General features: G+C 62.4%; 20 protein-coding genes and 4 pseudogenes. 10 read left to right on the top strand and 14 right to left on the bottom strand.

From position 1 onward, the window contains the following. From F0169_RS17030 to F0169_RS16995, 8 genes and pseudogenes are all read right to left on the bottom strand, one after another. Positions 1-296, bottom strand: a pseudogene (locus F0169_RS17030) (malonate decarboxylase holo-ACP synthase); the annotation flags it as partial. Beyond that, positions 290-1,066 (bottom strand): biotin-independent malonate decarboxylase subunit gamma, encoded by a 777-nt coding sequence (mdcE, locus tag F0169_RS17025; RefSeq protein ID WP_058414527.1) that lies wholly within the window; start codon positions 1,064-1,066, stop codon positions 290-292. The gene mdcE and the pseudogene F0169_RS17030, both read right to left, overlap by 7 nt. Continuing rightward, positions 1,063-1,903: pseudogene (locus F0169_RS17020) on the bottom strand (biotin-independent malonate decarboxylase subunit beta). Before F0169_RS17020 ends, mdcE begins: the two are co-directional and overlap by 4 nt. Continuing rightward, positions 1,896-2,195 carry a malonate decarboxylase subunit delta gene (locus tag F0169_RS17015; RefSeq protein ID WP_058414529.1) on the bottom strand — a complete coding sequence of 100 codons (300 nt, stop codon included), beginning with the start codon at positions 2,193-2,195 and terminating at the stop codon, positions 1,896-1,898. The pseudogene F0169_RS17020 and the gene F0169_RS17015 overlap by 8 nt, the downstream one beginning before the upstream one ends. Next, positions 2,195-3,028, bottom strand: coding sequence for a triphosphoribosyl-dephospho-CoA synthase (locus tag F0169_RS17010; protein ID WP_152747144.1), 834 nt, complete (start codon positions 3,026-3,028; stop codon positions 2,195-2,197). The genes F0169_RS17015 and F0169_RS17010 overlap by 1 nt, the downstream gene beginning before the upstream one ends. Next, positions 3,029-4,699: a malonate decarboxylase subunit alpha gene (mdcA, locus tag F0169_RS17005; protein WP_058414531.1), complete on the bottom strand. Its 1,671-nt coding sequence runs from the start codon at positions 4,697-4,699 to the stop codon at positions 3,029-3,031. It abuts the gene before it with no gap. A 119-nt stretch (positions 4,700-4,818) separates the two neighbouring features. Further along, entirely contained in the window at positions 4,819-5,541 is a 723-nt protein-coding gene (locus tag F0169_RS17000) for a hypothetical protein (RefSeq protein ID WP_152747143.1), read from the bottom strand. Positions 5,542-5,712: 171 nt separating this feature from the next. Further along, on the bottom strand, positions 5,713-5,973 hold the full coding sequence (locus F0169_RS16995) for a DUF6124 family protein (protein WP_152747142.1): 261 nt from the start codon (positions 5,971-5,973) through the stop codon (positions 5,713-5,715). Between the two features lie 263 nt (positions 5,974-6,236). On the opposite strand from F0169_RS16995, the pseudogene F0169_RS28200 reads away from it, so the two are divergent. Next, positions 6,237-6,317: pseudogene (locus F0169_RS28200) on the top strand (HigA family addiction module antitoxin); the annotation flags it as partial. Between the two features lie 135 nt (positions 6,318-6,452). On the opposite strand, the gene F0169_RS16985 reads toward F0169_RS28200, so the two are convergent. From F0169_RS16985 to pilG, 6 genes and pseudogenes are all read right to left on the bottom strand, one after another. Then, positions 6,453-6,908: a chemotaxis protein CheW gene (locus F0169_RS16985; RefSeq protein WP_058414533.1), complete on the bottom strand. Its 456-nt coding sequence runs from the start codon at positions 6,906-6,908 to the stop codon at positions 6,453-6,455. Then, positions 6,901-12,719, bottom strand: a pseudogene (locus tag F0169_RS16980) (Hpt domain-containing protein). The gene F0169_RS16985 and the pseudogene F0169_RS16980 overlap by 8 nt, the downstream one beginning before the upstream one ends. A 177-nt stretch (positions 12,720-12,896) precedes the next feature. Beyond that, positions 12,897-14,948 carry a methyl-accepting chemotaxis protein gene (locus F0169_RS16975; protein ID WP_058414535.1) on the bottom strand — a complete coding sequence of 684 codons (2,052 nt, stop codon included), beginning with the start codon at positions 14,946-14,948 and terminating at the stop codon, positions 12,897-12,899. Continuing rightward, positions 14,945-15,469 (bottom strand): chemotaxis protein CheW, encoded by a 525-nt coding sequence (locus F0169_RS16970; protein ID WP_058414536.1) that lies wholly within the window; start codon positions 15,467-15,469, stop codon positions 14,945-14,947. Before F0169_RS16970 ends, F0169_RS16975 begins: the two co-directional genes overlap by 4 nt. Positions 15,470-15,481: 12 nt before the next feature. Continuing rightward, the gene (pilH, locus tag F0169_RS16965) at positions 15,482-15,847 is read right to left on the bottom strand and encodes a twitching motility response regulator PilH (RefSeq protein ID WP_014720320.1); all 366 of its coding nucleotides are present in this window, start codon (positions 15,845-15,847) and stop codon (positions 15,482-15,484) included. Positions 15,848-15,893: 46 nt separating this feature from the next. Then, complete coding sequence (pilG, locus tag F0169_RS16960; protein ID WP_058414537.1) at positions 15,894-16,304, bottom strand: twitching motility response regulator PilG; 411 nt, start codon at positions 16,302-16,304, stop codon at positions 15,894-15,896. A gap of 277 nt (positions 16,305-16,581) precedes the next feature. Here pilG and F0169_RS16955 point away from each other — a divergent pair, with 277 nt between their 5' ends. From F0169_RS16955 to F0169_RS16915, 9 genes are all read left to right on the top strand, one after another. Further along, the gene (locus F0169_RS16955) at positions 16,582-17,790 is read left to right on the top strand and encodes an S-type pyocin domain-containing protein (protein WP_152747141.1); all 1,209 of its coding nucleotides are present in this window, start codon (positions 16,582-16,584) and stop codon (positions 17,788-17,790) included. A gap of 18 nt (positions 17,791-17,808) precedes the next feature. Beyond that, entirely contained in the window at positions 17,809-18,174 is a 366-nt protein-coding gene (locus F0169_RS16950; protein WP_152747140.1) for a DUF6572 domain-containing protein, read from the top strand. Between the two features lie 114 nt (positions 18,175-18,288). Continuing rightward, positions 18,289-19,242: a glutathione synthase gene (gene gshB, locus F0169_RS16945; RefSeq protein ID WP_152747139.1), complete on the top strand. Its 954-nt coding sequence runs from the start codon at positions 18,289-18,291 to the stop codon at positions 19,240-19,242. A gap of 77 nt (positions 19,243-19,319) precedes the next feature. Next, positions 19,320-20,225 carry an energy transducer TonB gene (locus F0169_RS16940; protein ID WP_058414541.1) on the top strand — a complete coding sequence of 302 codons (906 nt, stop codon included), beginning with the start codon at positions 19,320-19,322 and terminating at the stop codon, positions 20,223-20,225. A gap of 117 nt (positions 20,226-20,342) precedes the next feature. Then, complete coding sequence (locus F0169_RS16935) at positions 20,343-20,912, top strand: YqgE/AlgH family protein (protein ID WP_058414542.1); 570 nt, start codon at positions 20,343-20,345, stop codon at positions 20,910-20,912. Next, on the top strand, positions 20,912-21,349 hold the full coding sequence (gene ruvX / locus F0169_RS16930; protein ID WP_003213744.1) for a Holliday junction resolvase RuvX: 438 nt from the start codon (positions 20,912-20,914) through the stop codon (positions 21,347-21,349). The genes F0169_RS16935 and ruvX overlap by 1 nt, the downstream gene beginning before the upstream one ends. 82 nt (positions 21,350-21,431) lie before the next feature. Then, entirely contained in the window at positions 21,432-21,938 is a 507-nt protein-coding gene (gene pyrR / locus F0169_RS16925) for a bifunctional pyr operon transcriptional regulator/uracil phosphoribosyltransferase PyrR (protein WP_058414543.1), read from the top strand. Between the two features lie 24 nt (positions 21,939-21,962). Beyond that, the gene (locus F0169_RS16920; protein ID WP_058414544.1) at positions 21,963-22,967 is read left to right on the top strand and encodes an aspartate carbamoyltransferase catalytic subunit; all 1,005 of its coding nucleotides are present in this window, start codon (positions 21,963-21,965) and stop codon (positions 22,965-22,967) included. Next, the gene (locus tag F0169_RS16915; protein WP_122251160.1) at positions 22,964-24,235 is read left to right on the top strand and encodes a dihydroorotase; all 1,272 of its coding nucleotides are present in this window, start codon (positions 22,964-22,966) and stop codon (positions 24,233-24,235) included. Before F0169_RS16920 ends, F0169_RS16915 begins: the two co-directional genes overlap by 4 nt. Positions 24,236-24,243: the final 8 nt, after the last annotated feature.

Here is a 24,243-nt window from a genome sequence, read left to right as displayed (position 1 = left end):
CAACACCGGCCGCAGTTGATCAAGTGCGCGCAACGCCGGTAAATCGCGCGGTGAGATCACGTCGCGCAGCGCCTGCGGCGTCACTCGCCGTTGAATCGCTGCGGTGGGCATCACGGCCGCAAACCGTTGCTCGCGCAGCGCCCGCGCACGCCCACGGCCACCGTGCCCGGCGCGGTGAGCGCGCGGCGTACCCCCACGGGCTCGCCCGCCGCGATGACCTCGGTCACCCACGCCGGGACAGCGGCGGGCAGATGCGCCGGGGTCATGCCCCAGAGCAAATCGTGAGCGTTCACCATTGCTCCCGCAGCAGTTCGCGCACGTGGCTGGAGGCGGCGCGATTGGCTGCGCCGAGGCGGCCGCGCAAATCACTGCCGCCGGCCTGTACATCCTTGATCGCATTCGCCAGACAATCACCGACCCGCGCCACATCATCGGCGCTGGGCTGTTCAATTTGACTGACCGACAAGGTTTCCCAGAGCAACCCGAGGCTGGCGTAGCTGTCGATGTCATAGGCCATCGGCGGCACACTGGCGGCCAGGGCTTCCAGCTCCTCGACGCTGCGCAAGGTCACTCGCGCCGCCGATGCCTTGCCCATCGCGTGCACCATCACGCCGGGGTCACGCAGGGCGATGAGGCGGTTGGCCTGGTAGCCGTGGGCCAGAAACGCGCCGGACATGGCCTTGCCCACCAACAGCGCGATCACCGGGTGCCCGGCCAACCGAGCGCGCGCATAGCTGTCGGCAGCGGCGGCCAGCGCCTGGTGAATACCGAGGGCTTCTTCGCGACGGCCATAGGCTTGGCTGGGCACATCGACGATGGCGATAATCGGGCGCTGGTCGCCACGCTCGATGGCGGCGTCCACGGCCTTGGCCAAGCCCCAACCTTCGAGCAAACCGACCTCGCCATTACGCGCGCGCGGGAAGCGGTTGTGTTCATCGGTGACCACGGCGATAAAGCGCACCGCGTGTTCGCCCAACACGCCATCGGCGACTTTCAGCGACGCCGGCAAACCGTCGACGGGCGTGGCGCCGTTGCTCAATGCGTTGAACCACTGCAACCCTCTCATGAGCGTTCTCCTTGATACAGCTCGCGCACCGTCGCCGGGTCGATTTGCGGTGTGGCGTCCAGCTCGGCCAGGCGCGCCAGGTAAAACCCGGCGCGGCGGCTGCGTTGCTCGTCAGGCAAACCTTGTTGCAACAATGCGCTGACGGTGTGTTGAACCTGCGCCACATCGTCGGCCACATAACGGTCGGCCAGGCCGCTGTTAAAACGCTGCTCGCCGCCGGTCAGGCTCCAGATAAACGGGCGGTCGCGCGAATCGTATTCTTCCAGCCCCGCTTCCTGCTCGATCACCTGTGGGCCGTTGAGGCCAAGCCGCGCTTCACGGGTGACCACGAGGTAACTGCACAGCCCGGCGGCGATGGACATGCCGCCGAAACACCCGACGCTGCCCGCCACCACACCGATCACCGGCTGATACTGGCGCAGGTCGACAATCGCCGCGTGAATATCGGCAATCGCGGCCAGGCCCAGGTTGGCTTCCTGCAAGCGCACGCCGCCGGTTTCGAGCAACAGCACCGCACGCGTGGGGATGCCCTTGCGGTTGTCTTCGGCGGCCAGCTCCAGTGCACCGGCGATTTTTGCGCCGCCGACTTCACCGAGGCTACCGCCTTGAAAGTTGCCTTCGATGGCGGCCACCACCACCGGCAATCCGGCGATGTTGCCTTTGGCGATCACCACGCCGTCGTCGGCCTGAGGCACCACGCTGGCGGCTCAGCCACGGCGACATCACACGCTGGAACGGGTCGATCAGTTCACGGTAAGAGCCAGCGTCGAGTAACGCCTTGGCTCGCTGCCGCGCGCCGAGTTCGACAAAGCTGTGTTTAGCCAGCAAGTCAGTCATGGCCGATCTCCTCGAAACCCTGCTCCAAGCGCAAGCGCACCACGCCGGGCGTCGCACCGAAGTCGTGGATGTCAATCTTCAAGGCCGGGGGCGTCTGCTCCTGAAAGATTCGTTCGAACAGATGCTGCCAGCGCTGTTCGGCGCCATTCACCGAGGTCTGCACCTGAATCGTCAGCGTGCCGGGCGTGCCCGGCTCCAGCAGCACTTCAAGGTCGCCGGAACCGACGCAACCCACCAGCGCACGGCCTTTTGGCGGCTGCCCGGCGGGGAATTCAAAGGTTAAGGTTTCCATCAAAACGCTCCGTCGAGGCGGTCGATAAACAGGCAGGCGGCCAACAGGTCAGCGGCGCCACCGGGGGAGGCATTCAGGGCCAGCAGGTGTTGGTCGAGTTCGTGCAGTTGGCGGCGCCCGGCGAGGCTTGCGCTGCCGCCGGCCTCCAGCACTGCCTGCGCGCCGCGTTGCATGGCGTGCAAGCCTTCGGTGCCAGCGCGGTAAAGCACGCAGGTGTCGGCCAGCTCGGTCATGATCGCGAGCAACGCATCCAGGCGCGCGTTCTGTTCGCCAGCGTTTTGCAGGCGGCTTTTGTGCAGTTGCGGCAGGCCGCGTTGCATCACTGCAGGGAAGCCGAGCTGCGCTTCTTCCCGCGCACCGCGTGCGCCGTAGCGTTGCGCAACCTGAGCACCGTGGCTCAGAGGTTGCGGGGCGTAGCGGTCGTTGAGCAAGGCAAGCCTGGCGGCGTTCAAGGTGATGGCGCGAGGTGCCAGAGCGGCCGCCGCTGTGAGCAACCCGAGGGCCCAGATGGCGCCGCGATGGGTGTTCACGCCGCCGGTAGTGACGAGCATCGCCTGCTCGCCTTCGCGACCAATCCGCCCGAGGGCTTCGCGCAAGGGCAAGCCGACTTCACCGCATTCAAGCGCGGCTTCGGCCATTTCCTTGAACATCGGCCACAGCGACAGCGCCGAGGCGTGCATCAGCCCCAGGTGCAAATCGCTGTGCGCGCCGTTGCCGCGACGGTCGACCAAGGCGGGTTTCGGCGACAAGTCAGCCTCATCGATCAACGCCTCCACGGCCCTATCTGCCAGGCGATCCGCCAGGCTCAGTTCGTGCAGTTTAAGGGCGCGCATTTACCAGCTCCTGAACTTGGCGGGTGGGTTGTACAGGCCGCCGGACCATTCCACCAAGTCGGCCACGCTCTTGGCGGCCAACAGTTCGCGGGTGGCGTCGGTGCGGCGGATGCCCAAGTCTTCCGGCAGCGCGATCAAGCCTTCGCGGCGCATGCGCGCGGTGTCTTTGGGGTTATGGCGCATGCCGATGGCGGTCACCCCGGCGACGGCGGCGATCATCGCCTGGCGTTCTTCAAGCGAGCGCGCTTTGTACAGGTAGGCGATGCCTTCTTCGGTCAGCAAGTGGGTAACGTCGTCGCCGTAGATCATGATCGGTGCCAGCGGCATGCCGCTTTTGCGCGCCACTTCCACCGCGTCGAGGGTGTCGACGAAGGTCGGCTTGCCGCCTTCCTGGAAGGTCTCGACCATTTGCACCACGAGCTTTTTGCCGCGCTCAAGCAAGGCTTCAGGCGCGTCGTCGTGGCGCATATCCAGCCACGCCGGCGTGCTGTGGCGACGGCCGCGCGGGTCGTGGCCCATGTTCGGCGCGCCACCAAAACCTGCGAGACGACCCCGCGTCACCGTGGAGGAATGGCCGTCGCCGTCGACTTGCAGGGTGGCGCCGATGAACAGGTCGACCGCGTATTGACCAGCCAGTTGGCAAACCATCCGGTTGGAGCGCATCGAGCCGTCGCGCCCGGTGAAGAACACATCCGGCCGCGCGGCGATGTAGTTTTCCATGCCCAGTTCGGTGCCGAAGCAATGCACGCTGTGCACCCAACCGCTTTCGATGGCGGGGATCAACGTCGGGTGCGGGTTGAGTGTCCAGTTGCGGCAGATCTTGCCCTTCAGGCCGAGGGATTCGCCGTAGGTGGGCAGGATCAATTCGATGGCGGCGGTGTTGAAGCCGATGCCGTGGTTGAGCGACTGCACGTTGTGTTTTTCGTAGATGCCACGGATCGCCATCATCGCCATCAGCACATGCACCGGCTTGATGTGGCGCGGGTCGCGGGTAAACAGCGGTTCGATGTAAAACGGCTTGTCGGCCACCACCACAAAGTCCACCCAACTGGCCGGGATGTCGACGCGTGGCAATTCGCTGACATCATCCACCAACTGGTTAACCTGCACGATCACGATGCCATCGCTGAACGCGGCGGGCTCGATCAGCGCAGGCGTGTCTTCGGTGCTGGCACCGGTGTAGATATTGCCCGCGCGGTCGGCCATGAACCCGGCGGAAAGCACCACGTTGGGGATCAGGTCCACCACCAGCCGTGCGTAGAGTTCGATGTAGGTGTGGATCGCGCCGATTTCCAGCAAGCCGTCTTCGAGCAACTGGCTGATGCGCAGGGATTGCGTGCCGGCAAACGAGAAATCCAGTTTGCGCGCGATGCCTTTTTCAAACAGGTCGAGGTGCTCGGAACGGCCGACACTCGGCATGATCATGTGCAAATCGTGGAGCTTGGCCGGGTCGGCTTTGGCCAGGGAGCGCGACAGAAAGTCGGCCTGCTTCTGGTTGTTGCCTTCCAGCACCACGCGGTCGCCGGGCAGGATCAGCGCCTCAAGGGCTTCGACGATCTTGTCACTGGGCAACACCGCCCCGTCGGCAAACTGCTTGACCAGCCCGAGGCGCCGCTGCTTCTCGTCGCGCCGCCGCGTCCAGCGCGAGTCGGGGGTGATGGTTGTTGTCATGGTCGCTCCACGGGTTTGCTGTCGTGGGCTGTACCTTAGGAGTGAACGGCGGGGCTATCAATCAAGCTCAGCGCTGGATCGTTACGGCGGGGTTAATGATGACTCAATGAATACGGGCTTTATCTTCTTCGCCATTCGCTGCGATGGAACCATAACGTCCTGAACAGCGCCACGGCGGCGAAGATGTGCAGCCCCACTACCGCCGCCGCGCTCCATTGCCAAAGGCCCGACAGTGCCTGGCCGTACACCGGCAACAGCAGCACGAGCAGCGCCACCAGCGCGCCTGCACCCAGTTGTTCCCAGTTTTGCAGGCGACTTGGACGGGAGACGATCGCGTAACCAAGCAAGGCGCCCAGACACACGATCAGCAGGCTTAACAGGTCCTGCTCTGCGACGGGAGGCCACTCCAGCAAACTGAGTGGCAGGCCGATCGCGAACACGGTGAATGAGCAAATTCCGACAAACACAAAGGCATATTCGAGGGCGTCCAACAGGCGGTTACGGATGAAACCCCGCGCCTGCTCATCTTCATCGTTGCTTGGGCCTTGGGATATAGCCACCGCCAGCAGGCCCGAGCCGAGACCACCCAGCGTCATGACCACAAAATTGCTCACAACCCCTTTGATCGCGTTGTCGGCACCGATGAGCTTGAGACTTTCCAGGTACACCAGAATAAACACCGCGCCTGCGCAAGAAACCATGAACCCCCACAGCTTGCCGCGGTTGGACTGAACGTTCATGGTCACGGCGGCCGTCAGCACCAGCACCACAAACCACATGAGCAAGGCACCGGTAAACCGATTGAGGTTGTACAGCCAGGCGAACCCATCCAATAGCCACATTGCGTCGATACTTCCATCGAAAAACTCCCTTGGCTATCGGCAGTGGGTCGAGGATCTTTACCGCGCGCGGTGCGATCAGGTGGGTCAGTTGAATGGTGTCAACTGCCAGGTCGCTATCGGGAGCAAGCCCCCTCCCACAGTTGATCTGTGGCATCTGCCAGGTCTCAGTCCCTATAGGGGACCATTTTTTGATTCGGGTGAAGGGCTGACTTGCTCCAGCGCTCTGTCGACCAGTAACTGCGCCAACTCTGCCATTTGCTGAATCGCCAGCATCGTCGCGCGCTGGGCGGTGTCCAGGTTGAAGGCTAGATTGCAGGTCATCGCGTTGAGGGAAGACAAGGTTTCGCTGGCGTTGACCAGCACGGCTTCGGTGTTTTGATGGGGGTTTACGGTGAACAGTTGGGCAGGCGGATTTGGAGTGGGTTTGACCATGATTAAGCTCCTAAACAGTTAATAAGGAGCGCCACCGTTCGCTTGCACGCGAATGAGGGTGCGACCGTGCGCAGGTGTGCAAGACCGGGCCTGTTCAGGACACCCAGCAGGTCCGAGGACCTCCTGCGCGCAGCCGCCATAAAGCAGAGAGCACAAAAAACGCCCGTGATTGGCTGGGCGTTTTTACGCCTAAACAGTTTCGTCGGGCTTGCACGTCCGTGTCACCGCTTTTCGATGACGGAACGAAGACTAGCCGCCATGGGGCCATGCAAAGTGCCTATGACTTATGGCAGGCCGAACATCGGGAGCAGCCGGTGATTGAGCGGTTTGCGCGCATTGAGTAGCGGGCTCGGTCTGCCAGGCACAGGAAATAAATGTGGGAGGGGGCTTGCTCCCGATAGAGGTGGGTCAGCTGCATCTGTATCAACTGACAGGTCGCCATCGGGAGCAAGCCCCCTCCTACACTAGAGAATGGCGGATCAGGCCAGGCCAGACTCTACCAGCAGCGCTTCCAAGCCCATGAGGTCGGGTATTTTCGCCACGTGTTCGCCCACTTGCACTGCCGCAAGCTCCAGCGGGCACAGCGGCACGTCGACGTAACTCAACTGGCTGTCGAGCTTGTACGAGCGTGGAATGCCTTGTATCACCAGCGCGATAAACTTCAGCGTCGGCCGCCCGCCCAGTGCGTTCAGCACGACGATGCGCGAGCGCTCGCCGGTCATGATCGCCTCGCCGCACGCCGCCTCAAAGCTGATCAGCGGCAATTGCCGATCACGCCAGGTCACTTGCCGCAAATACCACGGCGGCGCATCGCTGGCCGGTTCGCCGCGCTGGAAGTCGATCAGCTCGGCGATGGCGACGTTGGGCAGCACCAGGTTGCGATCAGCCAGGGGCAGCAGCAGGCCGGTGAGTTGGCGGGTGCGGTGGTCAAGCATCGGGCTTGCTCCAATAGGCGATGCTTTCGAGCAGCACCGACTCTTGATACGGCTTGCCAAGGTAGTCGTTGACGCCGATGGCCATGGCGCGGTCGCGGTGTTTTTGGCCAGTGCGCGAGGTGATCATGATGATCGGCAGGCGCATCAGCCGCGGGTCGTTGCGCACCTGGATGGCCACCTCAAAACCATCCATGCGCGGCATTTCGATGTCGAGCAGCATCAGGTCCGGCGTGTGTTCTTCGAGCAGGGCGATGGCGTCGATGCCGTCTTTGGCGGTGAGCACGTTCATGCCGTTGCGCTCCAGCAGGCGGCTGGTGACTTTGCGCACGGTGACCGAGTCGTCCACCACCAGCACCAGCAGCGGGCGCTTTTTCAGCGGGTCGTTGAGCAGCAGCGGTGCGTCAACCGTTTGGGCCGGCAAGGCCGGTTGCCGCGCGCGAATGTGCGCGAGCAAATCGATGATCAGCACCACGCGGCCATCACCCAGAATGGTCGCGCCCGACACACCCTGTACGCCCGCAAACTGCGGCCCCAGGCCCTTGACCACGATTTCCCGGGTATCGGCCATGGCGTCCACGTGCACCGCCACACGTCGCTCATTGCAGTGCACCAGCAGCACCGGCACGGCCTGGTACTGGCCGAGTAATTTCGGGCGGGCGACGGTGTGCAGCAGGTCGCCGAGGTAAAACAACTCGTAGCGCTGGCCAGCGTATTCATAACGCGGCGGGTCTTGCTGATAGTGCCCGGCCAGTTCGTGGGGCAGCACACGCACCAAGCCTTCGATGGTGTTGATCGGGATCGCGTATTGATCGTCTGCGCAGTGCACCATCAACGCCCGGTTGACCGACACGGTAAACGGCAGGCGCACGCGAAAGTGCACGCCCACGCCCGATGTCGAATCAATGAACATCGAGCCGCCCAACTGGCGCACTTCTTCGTGCACCACGTCCATGCCCACGCCGCGCCCGGAAATTTGCGTAATTTTTTCGGCGGTGGAAAACCCCGGTTGCAGAATGAACTGCAGCACATCGCGGTCACTGATCTCTTGATCAGGGCTGAGCAAGCCGCGCTTGATCGCCTTGCGCCGCACCGCGTCGAGGGGCACGCCGGCACCGTCGTCGCGCATGTCGAAAACAATATCGCCGCCTTCGTGGGTCAGGTCCAGCGTGATGCGCCCCTTCGCCGGCTTACCCGCCAGCAAGCGCGCCTCGCGGGGCTCCAGGCCATGGTCGACGGCGTTGCGCAGCATATGTTCGAGCGGCGCGACCATGCGTTCCAGCACGTTGCGGTCCATCTCGCCCTCGGCGTTGCCGACCACGAAATCCACGTCCTTGCCCAGCTCTTGCGCCACTTGGCGCACGATGCGCTTGAGGCGCGGCACCATGCGTTCAAACGGCACCATGCGCGTGCGCATCAGGCCTTCCTGCAATTGGGTGTTGATGCGCGCCTGTTGCTGCAACAGGTTATGCGCGTCCGCGTTGCGCCGGTCGAGGGTTTCCTTAAGGTCCAGAAGGTCTGAGGCCGACTCGGACAGCGCGCGCGACAACTGCTGCAGCTGTGAGTGGCGGTCCATTTCCAGCGGGTCGAATTCTTCATAACCCAGGCGCTCGGCCTCGGCCTGTTGGCGGCTGAGGATGCGCCCCTGGGTTTCGGTGTCGAGGCGGCGCAGTTGGTCGCGCATGCGCTCAATGGTGGTTTCGACCTCATTGAGGGCGGTGCTCGCGTCGTTGACCTGCTGCTCGATGCGGCCACGAAAAATCGACGTTTCACCGGCCAGGTTGACCAGGTCATCGAGCAAGTCGGCGGATATTTTTACCATGTCGGCCGCAGGATCAACCGGCGCTTCGGCCTTGCCCGCCGGCAACGCTACCGGGGCTAACGGCTCATCGCTCGGGTGCAGCAGGCTTTTGATGCGCTCGATCAGTTGCTCCACCGGGCCTACCGGCAAACCACCCGCCACTGCATCGATCATCTGCGCCAGGCGGTCATGGCAATCTTGCAGCAACGCGAACAGTTCAAGCGAAGGTGCGAGCAAACCGGCAGACAGGCCTTCGTACAGAAACTCCAGCTCATGGGCCAGATCGCCAATCGGCCCGATCTCGACCATGCGCGCGCCACCCTTGAGGGTGTGCAAGTCGCGCAGCAGGGTTTCCACCTCTTGGCGATTGTTCGGCTCGGCCTGCCAGCGCAGCAACGCGCTGTTTGAGCTGTCGAGAATATCGGCGGCTTCTTCCAGGAAAATTTCCAGCAGCTCGGGATCAGCCCCTGGCGCCTCGGCGGCAATTACCGGGCAGCCGGCGTGTTGCTCTGGCGGAACGCGCGCAGTTGGCCGACCAACTCGCTGGAGTCGCTCAGGGCCTGGTGGTCTTGCAGTTGATCCAACTGCAACGCCAGCCGCTCATGGCTGGCCATCAGTAGAAAAGACAGTTCTGCACAGTAGCTGTAGCGGCGGTCGACCAAGCCTTCATACAGGCATTCCAGCTCCTGGGCCAGGTCACCCACCGGGCCTATTTCGGCCATGCGCGCGCCGCCTTTGAGCGTGTGCAAATCGCGTTGTAATGACGACAACGGCGCAACGCTATCGGGCTCCAGCAACCAGCGTTTGAGCGACTGCCCGGCACTGTCGAGAATGTCGACCGCCTCTTCCAGGAAGATCTCAACGATCTCGTCGTCAATCGCCATGCTCTGGTCCAACTGCGCGGTGGCGGCGCCCAGTTCGGAGATGCTCAGCGCGCGGCTGCCGTCGCTTGTGATCAGGCCGGTGGCGGACGGGTCGAGGGCTTCATCGAGCAATTCACGCAAGGCTCGCACGCGCGCGGGCGCGGGGCTGATTTCCTGGCCGGCCGCAAGTTGGTCGAGCATGTTGATCAGTGCTTCATGCGCCTGTTCGGCTTCCTGAAAGAACCGTTCGCTGACCGCCAGGCTGCTTTCTTCCACGGCGCCGTAGAGGTCGAGCAAGGCTTCGCACACTTCGTCGATGGCGTGCAGGTCGGCGACGTGCGCGCCCTGCCCCAACGTGGTCAGCTCATCCAGCAGCGCGGTCAGTTCCTGGCGCTCGCCGGGGTGTTGTTGCCAGCCGCGCAGCAGGCTTTCAGCATCCAGCAAAATGTCCATGCCTTGGGCCAAAAAGCCCGTGATCAACTGCGGGTCGCGCTTGATACGCAGCCCGGTGTTGGGCGCGTCGAGCAGCGCTTCAAGCTTTTGATCGAGCAGGCTCTGCGTGCGGCTGATCACGTCGGCGGCGCCCCTGATCGGCACCAGCGGGTCATTGCCCAGTTGGCGCAGCCCCAACTGGAACAGGTTTTCAGCTTCCAGCAGCAACGCCACTTCGTCCAGGTCCAGCGGCAAGCGGTGAGCCTTGTACTCGCGGGTGAGGTGATCAAGCGGCCGTGTCAGCTCGGCAATCGGCAGCACGCCCGCCATGTAGGCGCTGCCCTTAAGCGTGTGCAGTGCGCGTTGCAGTTCATCACTGACTTGCAGCGGTACGTGTTCGGCGGCTTGTTGCAAAAAGTGGTTGAGGCTATCGAGATGGCTCTGCGCTTCGTTGCGGAAGATCTCCAGCAACATCGGGTCGTGCGCTTCGGCGGCCGAGGGTTCAGCGCCGCTGGCCAAGGCGTGGGCGCGCGCGGCCAGGGTATCGACCTCGTCGCGCTGACGCTGAGCATCGGTGGCAAAATCAGCGATCAATTCCGGCAGCAGGGCCACCGCGTCATCCAACACCCGTTGCACCTCGGGGCTCAGCGCCACGCTGCGCTCCAGCACGCGGTTGAGCAGGTTCTCGACGGCCCAGGCCAGCTCCGCCAGCACCAGCGCGCGCACCATGCGGCCACTGCCTTTCAAGGTATGGAACGCGCGGCGCATTTCGCCTTGGGCGGTTTTGTCGGCGCTGTTCGGCAGGTGGCGGTGCAGCGCCTCAAGCACTTCGTCGGTTTCTTCGAGGAAGACGTCGCGCAGCTCGTCGTCAATCGGTTCTTCACCGTCCGGCGGCGGCAACAGGCTACCGGGGCGCTGCAGCGCCGGCGGGTTCAGGCGCGACGTGGGGCTGGCCAGTGCGTCGAACTGCGATTGGCTCGGTGCGCCCTCGGCTGCCAGCGCGCCTTCCGGTGCGGCCAGTGCCTGACGCCACGGTTTCTGCGCGGGCAGGTAGCCGAGGGCGGCCAGGCCTTGAGTCGCCAGCTCCAGCACCCGTTCGCCAGCCGCGTCGGGGTCTTGGAGCATGCGCTCCAGGTAGTACTCCAGACCGCTGACCACGTCGGCAAAATGCTCCAGCTGCGCCAGCGCAGGCGCGGCGTCGTTGAGCATTAATTGTTCATCGACGTAAGCGCTACAGCCGCGCATCAGGCTCGCGGCACGCGGCAGCGGAATCATCGCCAACGCACCGCGCACCTGGCTTAGCAGCTCCGGCAGTGACTCCAGACGCTGGCGGTCCCAGTGGGCTTCAACGCAATCAATCACCAGCTCTTTGGCTTGGCGCAGGCATTGGCAGGATTCGCGGATCACCAACTGGTGAATCTGGGTCAGGTCGGTGGTGGGCAAGCGGCTTTCTTCGCGGCTTTCCGGCTCCACCGTGCCGGCCATGCCCGCCAGCGTGGCTTCGACGTAGAGCAACGCGCCGGCGACGTCCATCAGCACCGCATCGTTGGGTTCGCGCTGGCCTTGAGCCAGGCTCAGCACCACCGCAAGTTGGTCGATGATGACCTTGCGCGGCTGGCCGAAGCCGAGTACCGCCAGGGTGTCGGCGATTTGGCGTAACGGCGCCAGCAGCGCCTCAAGGTCGCGGGTGTGTTGGCGGTCACTGCGCACGAACAGGTCGAGGCGTTCCTTGACCCGCACCAGCTCCTCGCACAAGGCGCCGAGCACCGAGCCCATGGCATTGCGATCCGGCCCGGCCAGCCGCGCGCGCTCGGCATCGACCACGGCGCTGTCGGGCAAGGCCTCATCAAGACCGTAGCGCTCCTTGAGGCTTTGCATGCGCGGCGTCGGCCGGGTGACCTTGGCCACATAGAACAACAGGCTTTTGAGTAATTCATCCGGCGCCGGCTGGTTGATGCCGCCAATACCTTGGGCCAGCAGGCGCTTGAGTTGTTTGTCGCAGGCTTTGAGCAGGCTGCGCAGCGCCGGGCTGTTGGCGATCACGCCGGTGAGCATGCCTTCGACCAGCGCCGAGGTGACTTGCCACAACGGCAACAGCGGCGCGCCCTGGCACAGCGCCTCCAGCCGCGCGAAAACCCGCGCCATGTCTTCAAGGTTGCTCGGGCCGTGGTCTTCGCGCAGCAAACCGGCCAAGGCCTGTTGCAGCAATTGATGCCACTGGCGCAGTTGACTGCTCAGGTCGGGCGCCATGCGTTGCGCCAGCGCCTCATCGGGTAATGGCGCAATCGACAGCAATTGCGGGCTGAACAGGCTGGTCTCCGACAGCAGGCTTTCACCGCGTGCGCTGCGCAGGTCGTTGAGCAGCGGCAACACCACCAGCGGCAGGTCACGGCGGGCGCTGTGCACGCGGTCCAGGTACAGCGGCAATTGGCTGAGGGCTTGTTGCAACAGGCGGATGCTTTCGTCGCGCTGGCTGACGCGCTCGGCTTGCAGGGCGAGGGCCAGCTCTTCGATCTCTTCGGCCAACAGCGCCGCGCCATAGAACTCGACCATTTGCAACGCGCCATGCACTTGGTGGATGCCAGCCAGGCACTCGCCGAGGGCGTCGCCGTCGCGTGTTTCGACAGATGCGTCGAGCGCCGAACGGGCCTGTTTCAGGGTTTCGGCAATGTCGCCCTTGACCCATTCGAGGGCCACGTAGTCGTGCCGATCAACCATAACTGCTCCGCTTAAAATTCGTGGGTTGCGTGTGTTCTTGCCCTGCAGGTATTTCCAGGTAAACGCAGATCTACTGTGGGAGGGGGCTTGCTCCCGATAGCAGTGGGTCAGTCACCTGATCGATTGGCTGATACACCGCCATCGGGAGCAAGCCCCCTGCCACATTCGGATTGCATTTCACTCATCCACCGGTCGCGCCGGCGGCAAGGTGAAACCCGACACCGAGCGGCGCAACTGGCTGGCCATTTTTGCCAGGTTGCCGATGCTTTCAGCGGTGGCGGTAGAGCCCGACGACGTTTGCGTGGTGATCTGCTGGATCACGTTCATGGTCAGGGAAATCTGCCCGGCCGACGACGTCTGTTGCTGCGCCGCATTGGAAATACTCTGAATCAACGCTGCGAGGGTTTTCGACACGCCTTCAATCTCTTCCAGCGCCACCCCGGCATCCTGGGCCAGCCGTGCGCCGCGCACCACTTCGGTGGTGGTCTGTTCCATGGAGATAACCGCTTCATTGGTGTCGGTCTGAATCGCCCGCACCAGCGTTTCAATCTGCCGCGTGGCGGCCGACGAACGCTCGGCCAGCCGCTGCACTTCATCGGCCACCACGGCAAAGCCGCGCCCGGCGTCACCGGCCATGCTTGCCTGAATCGCGGCGTTGAGGGCGAGGATGTTGGTTTGGTCGGCAATGTCGTCGATCAGGCTGACGATGTCGCCGATTTCCTGAGAAGACTCGCCCAAGCGCTTGATGCGTTTGGCGGTGTCCTGAATCTGCTCGCGAATGTTGTCCATGCCGTGGATGGTGTTGTGCACCACCTCGTTGCCCTTGTTGGCAATTTCTACCGAACGCTCGGCCACCGCCGAGGACTCCGCAGCGTTGGCCGACACTTGGTCGATGGACTGGGCCATCTGGTTGATCGCGGTCGACGCCTCGGCAATTTGCTGGGCCTGATGCTCCGAGGCTTGGGCCAGGTGCATGGCGGTGGCCTGCGTGTCTTGCACCGCACCCGCGACCTGCCCGGCCGTCAGGTTGATGGTGGCGACCAGGTCGCGCAACTGGTCCACGGAATAGTTGATGGAGTCGGCGATGGTGCCGGTGAAGTCTTCAGTCACCGAGGCCGTCACGGTCAGGTCACCGTCGGCCAGGTCTTCGATCTCATCCAGCAGGCGCATGATCGCGTTCTGGTTACGCTCGTTTTTCTCGGCGGTTTCATGCAATTGGCGATTGGTTTCGCGCACCATCACCAAACCGATCAGGATGATCGAGGTCAGCGCCAACAGGCCCAGCACGTAGCCGCCGATGGTGTCGAAGCTGCGCCCGCTGGCGAGGTTTTCGAAGCCGGTGGCCAAGTGCGAGGCTTCATCAAGCAGGGTTTGCGACAGGTTGAAAATATTGCTCGCCGACGCACGCACCTGAAACAACTGCGGCGAAGTTTCGAGAATTTCATCCACGGAGCCTGAGACAAACTCAAACAGCTCGGCGATTTCGGCCAGTCGTGCACGCGCATCGGGGTCTTCGACCTGGCTGATGCGCAGCCCGGCGTTACCCTGCAGCATGCCGTTAAGCACCTGACCAAAACGGTTGGCGTCGCGGCCAAACGCATCGGCGGCCTGCACCGAGGTTTCGTCGCCGGCAAGCACAGTGTTGACCGCACCCAAAATTCGCTCAGCGAGCAACGATTGGCGTTGGGCCAGTACCACTTGGCTGGCCGGGGCGCCGCGTTGCAGCAAGATGTCGACAACCTTTTCCGACTCCATCTGCAATTGCGGCACGGTCTCGGCCAGGGTTGCGGCCACTTGGTGCAACGACAACACGGTCTGCTCGCTGGCAAGAATCGCGTCGGTGTTTTTCAGCAGGGCTTCCCAGTCGGTCTGCACCGCGCGCATTTCTGCGCGCACCGCGTTGGGCGCGGCGGGCAGGCCGGTCTCGGTGTCACCTTTTTTCAGGTAGCCCCAGCGCTGCGCGAAGTCGTTGCGCGCATCGCCCAGCAGTTTGAACGCGGCAGCCTTGCCGGCGGCCGCTTCTGTGGCGTTCTTGGCGATGCGCTGGGACAACACGCGCAACTCACCGGCGTGGCCGATGTACTGCTTGTCGTAGGTGGACTGGGTATTGAGGTACGCGAAGTTGGCGAACAACAGCATGATGAACACGATCAGCGCGATAAACAGCACGATGATCTGCGAACGGCTGCGCGACGCGGCTTGCGGTTTGGGCGTGGTAGCGGTGCTCATGCGGCAACATCCATGAAGCCTGGCGCCTGGGCCAAAGCGAAGGGGCTGAAGACCTGCCACAGCCGGTCGCCGTCGAACTGGCCCTGGATAAACGGCGCGTCGGGGCTGGCGCTCGTTAACAATGCGTCTTGTGCAAAATGCTGCATGCCCACCACCTCGTCCACCAGCAGCCCGACAAACAGGTCATTGAATTCCACCACCAGCACGCGCCGTTGCTTGTGCGCCCTGGACAGCTCAAAGCCGAGAAAACCGCCCAAGTCCAACACCGGCAGCAAGCGCCCGCGCAGGTTCGCCACGCCCTTGACCCAAGGTTTTACCCCTGGCATCACCGTGCAGCGCGGCTCATGCAGCACCTCGGCGACTTCACCCATGGGCGCCACATACGCATGCGGCCCCAGGCGAAAGCCGATCCCGCTCCAACGCTGCAAGCGAGCTTCCTGGGACGGCAGGTCGGCGGCCAACAGGCGGCAGCGGTTGTCGATGCCCAGCAGCAGCTCGAAGGCGGTTTGCGACTCTGTCATGATGGCGTGCCGTCAGCCGGCCAGCACCTTGTTCAGGGTGGCGATCAGGGTTTCTTCGTCCACAGGTTTGGTCAGGTAGTCCTTGGCGCCTTGGCGCGCGCCCCAGATTTTGTCGGTTTCCTGATCTTTGGTGGTGATGATGATGATTGGAATGCCGTTGGTTTCAGGCTCTTTGGACAACTGGCGCGTCGCCTGAAAACCATTAAGGCCCGGCATCACGATGTCCATCAGCACCGCATCGGGTTTTTCCTGGCGCGCCAGGGCCACGCCGTCCGCGCCGTTTTCAGCCTTGAGAACCTGGTGGCCGTGCTTTTCGAGCATGCCGGTGAGTTTGTACATTTCAGTCGGCGAATCGTCGACGATCAGAACGCGTGCCATGGTTTTCCCCACTACATTGGTAGACGCAGGCCCCTCTGGGGCGCCGTCAGTGTGCTTGTTGTTCTACTGCGGCGAAGCCGGGCACATAGGCCTTGATCGCGCTCAGCAGTTCTTCCTTGCTGAAAGGTTTGGTCAAAAACTGATCGACACCGACGATGCGCCCCTTGGCCTTGTCGAACAGGCCGTCTTTGGAAGACAGCATGATCACCGGGATAGACTTGAACGCCGGGTTGTTCTTCACCAAGGCGCACGTCTGATAACCATCGAGGCGCGGCATCATGATGTCGACAAAAATAATGTGCGGGTGATGATCAACAATCCGCGCCAGGGCATCGAAACCGTCGATGGCCGTGATCACATCGCAGCCTACGTTTTTCAACAAGGTTTCAGCCGTGCGGCGGATGGTTTTCGAATCGTCGATCACCATCACTCTCAAGGCGTTGGAATGCTGTTCCATATCTGCTCTACCATCGCCACAGCGAATCGGTTTTCGGTGTGTACTGCCTGATGTTGTACAGGGTGTGCAGTGAAACCCAATGGTGCATGGGCTTATGTGCCATGGGAGCCTTTTTAGCACAGTCTGGAGAAAATTCATCTCAGGAGAGTACGGGTTTCGATCCGCAACAGCTTAAAAAACGCGAACTTTCCCACTTAAACTAACAACCCTTCCGACAGATAGCTCAGCCACTACCCGGTAGCGTTCTTGCACCAAAAAGAACGAACAAGGATGCCGCATGAGCGGTTATGTCCCCAAGCCGGCACGTCCCAACGCGAGCACCACAAGCCGCAATAGCGGTGTAGAACCTGTCGACCTCCACGCCTTGTACTGGGCGCAATACCCCGACCTTGCCGACGAGTCGCAAACCCGGCCCACGCCCACAGGCTGCGTTTTTGCCAAGAGTTGCAACCTGCCCGACGGCGTTATCAACCACCAGCACCCAACGGGTTTTGTACCCGTTGAAAGGCTGGCCGACTACGGCATGTGGGCAGTGCTCGGCACTGGCACCGCGATTTCGGCGCAGGGTTCACCGCTGCAATGGGTTGCAGGCTCTGCCTCCGGCCGCGCTGTCGCCAATCGCCTGGCCGGCTCACTGGCGCTGACACTGCTGGAGGGCGCGGGCGCCCTGGCTGCAAGCGCCACAGTCGGCACCGTCGCACTGCTGATGCCAAACGCTACCGCAGCCGACAGTGCCTTCTACACACAAGACCAGTACGCAACACTTGAAGCGGGCCGCACACGGGTGCGCGTCAACGTGAAGACCTTGCCGGATGGTTCGGTAAACGCCTACGGCTTCTACACGGGCGGTAAAGCGGACTGGGAAAGTGTTCCGGTTATCAAGGCTAAAAAAAATGGCGAGCAATACGTCGCCGATATAGGCAACGGCATTGGCCTGACGTGGACGCCGGCGGTGAATCCGCAGGGTGTGCTGGGTATTCCGGCACTGGAAGGTGCGCCCCCGCTGCGCACGGTTTGGGTGTACCCGCCGACACCGCAGGCGGAAGCTGCGCTGCACAACCCGCAACATCCGCCGGAGTTTCAGGATGCGATTATCTGGTTTCCAGCGGATGCGGGTATTGCGCCGATTTATGTGGTGCTTAGTACACAACTGGAGAAGAACAAGGTGGCGGGGGCTGCTTATGAGGAAGAAGCTTATGGGCTGTATTCCAAAAACAGGAAATACGCAGTCCAACAGATAACCTTGAAAACCGAGAGCGGTACGAAGGTTCGCGTCGATATGATGGGAAGAGGCTCCGATGGTGAGATCGAATGCATCGAATGCAAAGCCTCCGAGACGGCACCACTGACGCGCAATCAAAAACGCGCATTCCCGGAAATAGAGGAAAGCGGCGCAGTAATTGTAGGCAAGGGTAAGCCCGGTTTTCCAGGGGGGACAGTTATCCCGCCCACTCGAATAAAGATCTCTCGACCGAAAAAAATTTAATGAAAAGAAGGAGCAACCATGTCCGTAACAGACCCCAAAGTCATTGATATGTGCGGTATCCCAAATGAGGATTGCAGCAAGATAACTCTAGGCATCTCGGACCACCTCGGCTGGGCTAATCCAACTGAACAGGGTGAACACCTGCTAATGCTCCAGGCAAAAATCAATGCGTATGTCGCGTTCATTGAGAGCGGAGAGATTTACACCGAGGTGCCTGGCGCACTGGGCAAACATCCGATCATTCAAGTGCTCGGGTTGTATGCACTCTCGGAACAAGGCGAGCGGTTCATCAGGCAAGCAACGGCGGTGCTGGAGCCCCTCGGCATCGGGCTGGAATTTGAATGCTACGGTGATAAAGAACAATTCGCAGTCTTTCGCACCTGACAGTTCAGCCTGACACGCAGGCTCTCTGACAGTGGTTTTTCCTTGACCCACAACAGCCGCAGCGCCACTCTGACGCCACTTTTATGCGCCCTAATTTGCTAGAGGAAATACCCCATGAGCGTACGCGTCGGCATTGTCATGGACCCTATCGCCAGCATTTCCTATAAAAAGGACAGCTCGCTGGCCATGCTCCTGGCCGCCCAGGCCCGCGGCTGGACGTTGTTCTATATGGAACAGCGCGATCTTTACCAAGGCGACGGCGAGGCCCGTGCACGCATGCGCCCGCTGCAGGTGTTTGCCAACCCAGAGAAGTGGTTCGAGCTTGCGGACGAGATCGACAGCCCGCTGAGCGATCTGGATGTCATCCTGATGCGCAAGGACCCGCCGTTCGACATGGAGTTTGTTTACTCCACCTACCTGCTGGAGCAGGCTGAACGCGCTGGCGTGCTGATCGTCAACAAGCCGCAGAGCCTGCGCGACTGCAATGAAAAGCTGTTCGCCACCCTGTTCCCACAGTGCACGCCGCCCACCGTGGTCAGCCGCCGCGCCGATGTGTTGCGTGAATTCGCCGCCAAACACGGTGACGTAATCCTCAAGCCGCTGGACGGCATGGGCGGCACCTCGATCTTCCGCCACCGCGCAGGCGACCCTAACCTGTCGGTGATCCTCGAAACCCTGACGGTGCTGGGCACCCAACAGATCATGGGCCAGGCTTATATTCCGGCGATCAAGGACGGCGACAAACGCATCCTGATGATCGACGGCGAGCCGGTGGACTATTGCCTGGCGCGTATTCCGGCAGCGGGCGAGACCCGTGGCAACCTGGCAGCCGGTGGTCGCGGCGAAGCGCGCCCGCTGACAGAAAAAGATCGCTGGATTGCAGCCCAGGTCGGCCCAACCCTGCGGGAAAAAGGCCTACTGTTTGTAGGACTTGACGTAATCGGTGAGAACCTTACCGAAATAAACGTCACCAGCCCGACGTGTATTCGCGAGATAGACAACGCATTTGGCACGAACATCGGCGAAATGCTGATGGCAGCCATTGAGCGCAAGCTACAAGCCAAGTGACATAGAACCGCCGGACACACACCAACATTGCGTTATCATGCGGCACCTGTGAAACGCGCGATGTTGGTTTTTTTGTGATGACGCTCCCGTCCGATCTGCCCCCCGAACTCTCCCGAAGCGGCGTGCGCCCGGCTGATCGGCTCGGATTTACGCTGTTCCTGGCGGCACTGATCCACCTCGCGTTGCTGCTCGGCCTGGGCTTCACCTTTGCCGAACCCAAGCAAATCAGCAAAACCCTGGAAATTACCCTCGCCACGTTCAAGAGCGAAAAAAAGCCCGAAAAGGCCGACTTTCTGGCTCAGGACAACCAGCAAGGCAGCGGTACGCTCGACAAAAAAGCCGTGCCCAAGACCACCGAAGTGGCGCCGTTCCAGGACAACAAGGTGAATAAAGTCTCGCCGCCGCCGACGCCCAAGCCCGAGGTCAAGCAGGCTGCGCCCAAGGCCGCAGTCACCACCGTCGCGCCCAAACCGCAAAAAGCCCCGACCCAGCGCGAGAAAACCAAGACCGAGCCGCAGCCCGAGCCGGTTAAACCGGCACCGACTTTCGACAGCTCGCAGCTCTCCGACGAAATCTCCAGCCTTGAGGCGGAATTGGCCAACGAGCAACAGTTGTATGCCAAACGCCCGCGCATCTATCGGCTGAACGCCGCCTCGACCATGCGCGACAAAGGTGCCTGGTATAAGGACGAGTGGCGCAAAAAGGTCGAACGCATCGGCAACCTCAACTACCCGGACGAGGCCCGACGCCAGCAAATCTATGGCAATTTGCGCTTACTGGTGTCGATCAACCGTGATGGTTCGTTATACGAAGTGCAGGTGCTGGAGTCGTCCGGCCAGCCGCTGCTTGACCAAGCCGCCCAGCGCATCGTGCGCCTGGCCGCGCCTTTTGCGCCGTTCACCGGCGACCTGAACGACGTCGACCGCCTGGAAATCATCCGCACCTGGAAATTCGCCCGGGGCGACCGCCTGTCGAGCAATTAAAGGCGCAAGAGCCTTTGGGTTGTGACAAGGCTGCCCATTGTGGCGGGCGGGCTTGCTCGCCGCAGTTTCATTAACTCCAGCTTGTCAGTTCGCCACTCCAACGCCACACTAGAGGACATGAAAAATGTCAGCCCGACCTACCTCAAGCATCAATTCTTGATCGCCATGCCGCATATGGCCGACCCGAACTTTGCGCAAACCTTGACCTACATTGTCGAGCACACCGCCAATGGTGCGATGGGGTTGGTGGTGAATCGCCCGCAGACGCTGAACCTGGCGGATATTCTTGAGCAATTGCGCCCCGAAATCGACCCGCCAGCGCGTTGCCAACACGTGCCGATCTACAACGGTGGGCCGGTGCAGACTGATCGCGGTTTCGTGCTGCACCGCACCGGGCCGACGTTCCAGGCCACGGTGGACCTTGACGGCGTGTCGCTGTCGACGTCCCAAGACGTATTGTTCGCTATCGCGGACGGCATCGGGCCTGAGCAAAGCGTGATCACCCTCGGCTATGCCGGGTGGGAAGCCGGGCAACTGGAGGCCGAACTGGCCGACAATGCCTGGCTGACCTGCCCTTTCGACGCCGACATCCTGTTCAATACCGCAAGCGAGGCGCGCCTGGAAGCCGCGGCAGCCAAGCTGCGCGTCAACCTCAGCCTGCTGACCAGCCAGGCGGGGCACGCCTGATGGCTTTGCGTTTGATCCTCGGTTTTGACTATGGCACCAAACAGATCGGCGTAGCGGTCGGCCAGGTCATTACCGGCCAGGCCCGCGAACTGTGCACCCTCAAAGCCCAAAACGGCGTGCCGGACTGGAACCAGGTCGAAGCGCTGATCAAGGAGTGGAAGCCCGACGCGGTGGTGGTCGGCCTGCCGTTGAACATGGACGGCACACCGAGCGAGATGTGCCTGCGCGCCGAAAAGTTCGCGCGCCGCCTGAATGGCCGCTACAACCTGCCCTTCTATACCCACGACGAACGCCTGACCACCTTTGAAGCCAAAGGTGAGCGCCGCGACCGTGGCGGGCAAAAAGGCAGCTACCGCGACAACCCCGTGGACGCCATCGCCGCCGCTTTGCTGTTGCAAGGTTGGCTGGACGAAAACACTGCGTTATTTGAATCCTGACTGACGCGGCTTGCCGCGTCTTTTTACGTTTGAGCCCGGACCTTGCGGCCACCTCGCTACGCAAGGCCTTGAAGGAGCCACCATGAGCCTGCCCAATCCCGCCGAACTGATCAGCCAGATGGCGACTAGCCTCAAGGCGCACCTGCAACAGCGTGCCATCAGCGAACCGCGTTTTATCGGCATTCGTACCGGCGGTGTGTGGGTGGCCCAGGCGTTGCTGGAAGAACTGGGCAGCGATTCGCCACTGGGCACGCTGGATGTGTCGTTTTATCGCGATGACTTCAGCCAGAACGGCCTGCACCCGCAAGTGCGGCCCTCGGCCCTGCCGTTCGAAATCGAAGGCCAGCACCTGGTGCTGATCGACGACGTGCTGATGAGCGGCCGCACCATCCGCGCCGCCCTGAACGAACTGTTCGACTACGGCCGCCCCGCCAGCGTGACACTGGTGTGCTTGCTTGACCTTGAGGCTGGCGAATTGCCGATCAGCCCGGACGTGGTCGGTGCCACGCTGTCGCTTTCAGCCCACCAGCGCGTAAAATTGTCCGGTCCCACGCCGCTCGAACTCGAACTGCAAGACCTTGCCCTTTAAACCGCCTTGTAAAGAGTCCCCGCGATGACGCCTTTAGATGCCAAGCGCCCGCTGCAGCTCAATGCTCAGGGTCAGTTGCAACACTTCTTGTCCCTCGACGGTTTGCCCCGCGAACTGCTCACTGAAATTCTCGACACTGCCGACTCGTTCCTCGAAGTCGGTGGCCGAGCGGTGAAGAAGGTCCCGCTGCTGCGCGGCAAAACCATCTGCAACGTGTTCTTCGAGAACTCGACCCGCACCCGCACCACCTTTGAACTGGCGGCCCAGCGCCTCTCCGCCGACGTGATCACGCTGAACGTGTCGACCTCGTCGGCGAGCAAAGGCGAAACCCTGCTCGACACGCTGCGCAACCTGGAAGCCATGGCCGCCGACATGTTCGTGGTGCGCCACGGCGACTCCGGCGCCGCGCATTTCATCGCCGAACACGTGTGCCCGCAGGTGGCGATCATCAACGGCGGCGACGGCCGCCACGCCCACCCGACCCAAGGCATGCTCGACATGCTGACTATCCGTCGGCACAAAGGCGGCTTTGAAAACCTCTCGGTGGCCATCGTCGGCGACATCCTGCATTCGCGGGTGGCGCGCTCGAACATGCTGGCTCTGAAAACGCTGGGTTGCCCGGACATCCGCGTGATCGCACCGAAAACCCTGCTGCCCGTCGGCATTGAGCAGTACGGCGTGAAGGTTTACACCGACATGGCCGCAGGCCTCAAGGGTGTGGACGTGGTGATCATGCTGCGCCTGCAACGCGAGCGCATGTCGGGTGGCCTGCTGCCGAGCGAAGGCGAATTTTACCGCCTGTTCGGCCTGACCACTGCGCGCTTGGCCGGCGCCAAACCGGACGCCATCGTGATGCACCCAGGTCCGATCAACCGCGGCGTGGAGATTGAGTCCGCGGTGGCCGACGGCCCGCAGTCGGTGATCCTGAACCAAGTGACTTACGGCATCGCCATACGCATGGCGGTTCTGTCCATGGCCATGAGCGGGCAAACCGCGCAACGTCAATTCGAGCAGGAGAAGGCCCAGTGAAGCTCAGCATTCTTGGCGCCCGAGTCATCGACCCGGCCAGTGGCCTGGATCACGTTACCGACCTTCATCTGGAAGCCGGCAAGATTATCGCCATCGGCGCCGCGCCCAGCGGTTTCAGCGCCAGCCAGACCATCGACGCCAAAGGCTTGGTGGCCGCGCCGGGCCTGGTCGACCTCAACGTCGCCCTGCGCGAGCCGGGTTACAGCCGCAAAGGCAACATCAACAGCGAAACCCGTGCCGCCGCTGCGGGTGGCGTAACCAGCCTGTGCTGCCCGCCGCAGACCAAGCCGGTGCTGGACACCTCGGCCGTGACCGAGCTGATCCTCGACCGCGCCCGCGAAGCCGGCAATTGCAAAGTGTTCCCTATCGGCGCCCTGAGCAAAGGCCTCGAAGGCGAACAACTCGCTGAGCTGATCGCCCTGCGCGACGCCGGTTGCGTGGCCTTCGGCAACGGCCTGGAAGGCTTTCGCAGCACCCGCACACTGTGCCGCGCGCTGGAATACGCGGCCACGTTCGATTTAACGGTGATCTTCCACTCGCAAGACCGCGACTTGGCCGAAGGCGGCTTGGCGCATGAAGGCGCGGTGGCCAGCTTCCTCGGCCTGCCGGGCATTCCGGAAACCGCCGAAACCGTGGCGCTGGCCCGCGACCTGCTGTTGGTGGAACAAAGCGGCGTGCGCGCGCATTTCAGCCAATTGACCAGCGCTCGCGGCGTCGCCCTGATCGCCCAAGCTCAGGCGCGCGGCCTGCCGGTAACGGCGGATGTGGCGCTGTATCAGCTGATTTTGACCGATGAAGCGCTGATCGACTTCTCCAGCCTGTACCACGTGCAGCCGCCGCTGCGCACCCTGGCTGACCGTGACGGGTTGCGTGCGGCAGTGAAGTCGGGTGTGATCTCGGCGATCTCCAGCCATCACCAGCCGCACGAGCGGGATGCCAAGCTGGCCCCGTTTGGCGCGACAGAGCCCGGCATCAGCAGCGTCGAGCTGTTGCTGCCGTTGGCGATGACGTTGGTGCAAGACGGTTTGCTCGACCTGCCGACGTTGCTGGCACGCCTGAGCGCAGGCCCAGCCGAAGCGCTGCGTTTGCCGGCCGGTAAGTTGGCGGTGGGCGCGGCGGCGGATCTGGTGCTGTTTGATCCGGCCCGTTCCACGGTGGCCGGTGAGCAGTGGCTGTCCAAAGGCGAAAACTGCCCGTTCATCGGCCATAGCCTGCCGGCGACGGTGCGGTACACCTTGGTGGATGGGCGAATCAGCTACCAGGCCTGATAGCGATC

Source organism: Pseudomonas kitaguniensis, from assembly GCF_009296165.1.
Classification (GTDB): Bacteria; Pseudomonadota; Gammaproteobacteria; order Pseudomonadales; family Pseudomonadaceae; genus Aquipseudomonas; species Aquipseudomonas kitaguniensis.
The sequence above is the reverse complement of the archived record's forward strand: the minus strand, read 5'-3'. Positions and strand labels throughout refer to the sequence as shown.

Coding starts and splice junctions, on each gene's coding strand:
- mdcE (WP_058414527.1), bottom strand. CDS start 1,066: ATGAGAGGGTTGCAGTGGTTCAACGCATTGAGCAACGGCGCCACGCCC.
- F0169_RS16950 (WP_152747140.1), top strand. CDS start 17,809: ATGTCCGTAACAGACCCCAAAGTCATTGATATGTGCGGTATCCCAAAT.
- F0169_RS16995 (WP_152747142.1), bottom strand. CDS start 5,973: ATGGTCAAACCCACTCCAAATCCGCCTGCCCAACTGTTCACCGTAAAC.
- ruvX (WP_003213744.1), top strand. CDS start 20,912: ATGGCTTTGCGTTTGATCCTCGGTTTTGACTATGGCACCAAACAGATC.
- F0169_RS16970 (WP_058414536.1), bottom strand. CDS start 15,469: ATGACAGAGTCGCAAACCGCCTTCGAGCTGCTGCTGGGCATCGACAAC.
- F0169_RS17015 (WP_058414529.1), bottom strand. CDS start 2,195: ATGGAAACCTTAACCTTTGAATTCCCCGCCGGGCAGCCGCCAAAAGGC.
- F0169_RS16985 (WP_058414533.1), bottom strand. CDS start 6,908: ATGCTTGACCACCGCACCCGCCAACTCACCGGCCTGCTGCTGCCCCTG.
- pyrR (WP_058414543.1), top strand. CDS start 21,432: ATGAGCCTGCCCAATCCCGCCGAACTGATCAGCCAGATGGCGACTAGC.
- pilH (WP_014720320.1), bottom strand. CDS start 15,847: ATGGCACGCGTTCTGATCGTCGACGATTCGCCGACTGAAATGTACAAA.
- F0169_RS16955 (WP_152747141.1), top strand. CDS start 16,582: ATGAGCGGTTATGTCCCCAAGCCGGCACGTCCCAACGCGAGCACCACA.
- gshB (WP_152747139.1), top strand. CDS start 18,289: ATGAGCGTACGCGTCGGCATTGTCATGGACCCTATCGCCAGCATTTCC.
- F0169_RS16940 (WP_058414541.1), top strand. CDS start 19,320: ATGACGCTCCCGTCCGATCTGCCCCCCGAACTCTCCCGAAGCGGCGTG.
- F0169_RS16975 (WP_058414535.1), bottom strand. CDS start 14,948: ATGAGCACCGCTACCACGCCCAAACCGCAAGCCGCGTCGCGCAGCCGT.
- F0169_RS17010 (WP_152747144.1), bottom strand. CDS start 3,028: ATGCGCGCCCTTAAACTGCACGAACTGAGCCTGGCGGATCGCCTGGCA.
- mdcA (WP_058414531.1), bottom strand. CDS start 4,699: ATGACAACAACCATCACCCCCGACTCGCGCTGGACGCGGCGGCGCGAC.
- pilG (WP_058414537.1), bottom strand. CDS start 16,304: ATGGAACAGCATTCCAACGCCTTGAGAGTGATGGTGATCGACGATTCG.
- F0169_RS16920 (WP_058414544.1), top strand. CDS start 21,963: ATGACGCCTTTAGATGCCAAGCGCCCGCTGCAGCTCAATGCTCAGGGT.
- F0169_RS17000 (WP_152747143.1), bottom strand. CDS start 5,541: ATGTGGCTATTGGATGGGTTCGCCTGGCTGTACAACCTCAATCGGTTT.
- F0169_RS16935 (WP_058414542.1), top strand. CDS start 20,343: ATGAAAAATGTCAGCCCGACCTACCTCAAGCATCAATTCTTGATCGCC.